Source organism: Escherichia sp. MOD1-EC4550 (assembly GCF_963876935.1).
Lineage (GTDB): Bacteria > Pseudomonadota > Gammaproteobacteria > Enterobacterales > Enterobacteriaceae > Escherichia > Escherichia coli_F.
Map to the genome: position 1 here is coordinate 1 of NZ_CAWNSE010000042.1, position 358 is coordinate 358.

Sequence of the window (358 nt, forward strand, 5' to 3'; positions counted from 1 at the left end):
AAGAACTGTGCTTTGCAGTGCTCACACAGATTGTCTGATGAAAAGTGAAAAGCAAGGCGTTTACGCGTTGGGAGTGAGGCTGAAGAGAATAAGGCCGTTCGCTTTCTATTAATGAAAGCTCACCCTACACGAAAATATCACGCAGCGCGTGATAAGCAATTTTCGTGTCCCCTTCGTCTAGAGGCCCAGGACACCGCCCTTTCACGGCGGTAACAGGGGTTCGAATCCCCTAGGGGACGCCACTTGCTGGTTTGTGAGTGAAAGTCGCCGACCTTAATATCGTTAAAGATGACTTACGAGTCATGTTTAAGATATTTGCTCTTTAAAAATCTGGATCAAGCTGAAAATTGAAACACTG

At 46.1% G+C, this 358-nt stretch carries 1 tRNA gene; it reads left to right on the top strand.

Features of this window, described 5'->3' with window-relative positions:
* The first annotated feature begins 166 nt into the window (after nucleotides 1-166).
* Nucleotides 167-242 (top strand) — tRNA-Glu (locus AACU19_RS20170).
* The last annotated feature ends 116 nt before the right edge of the window (nucleotides 243-358 follow it).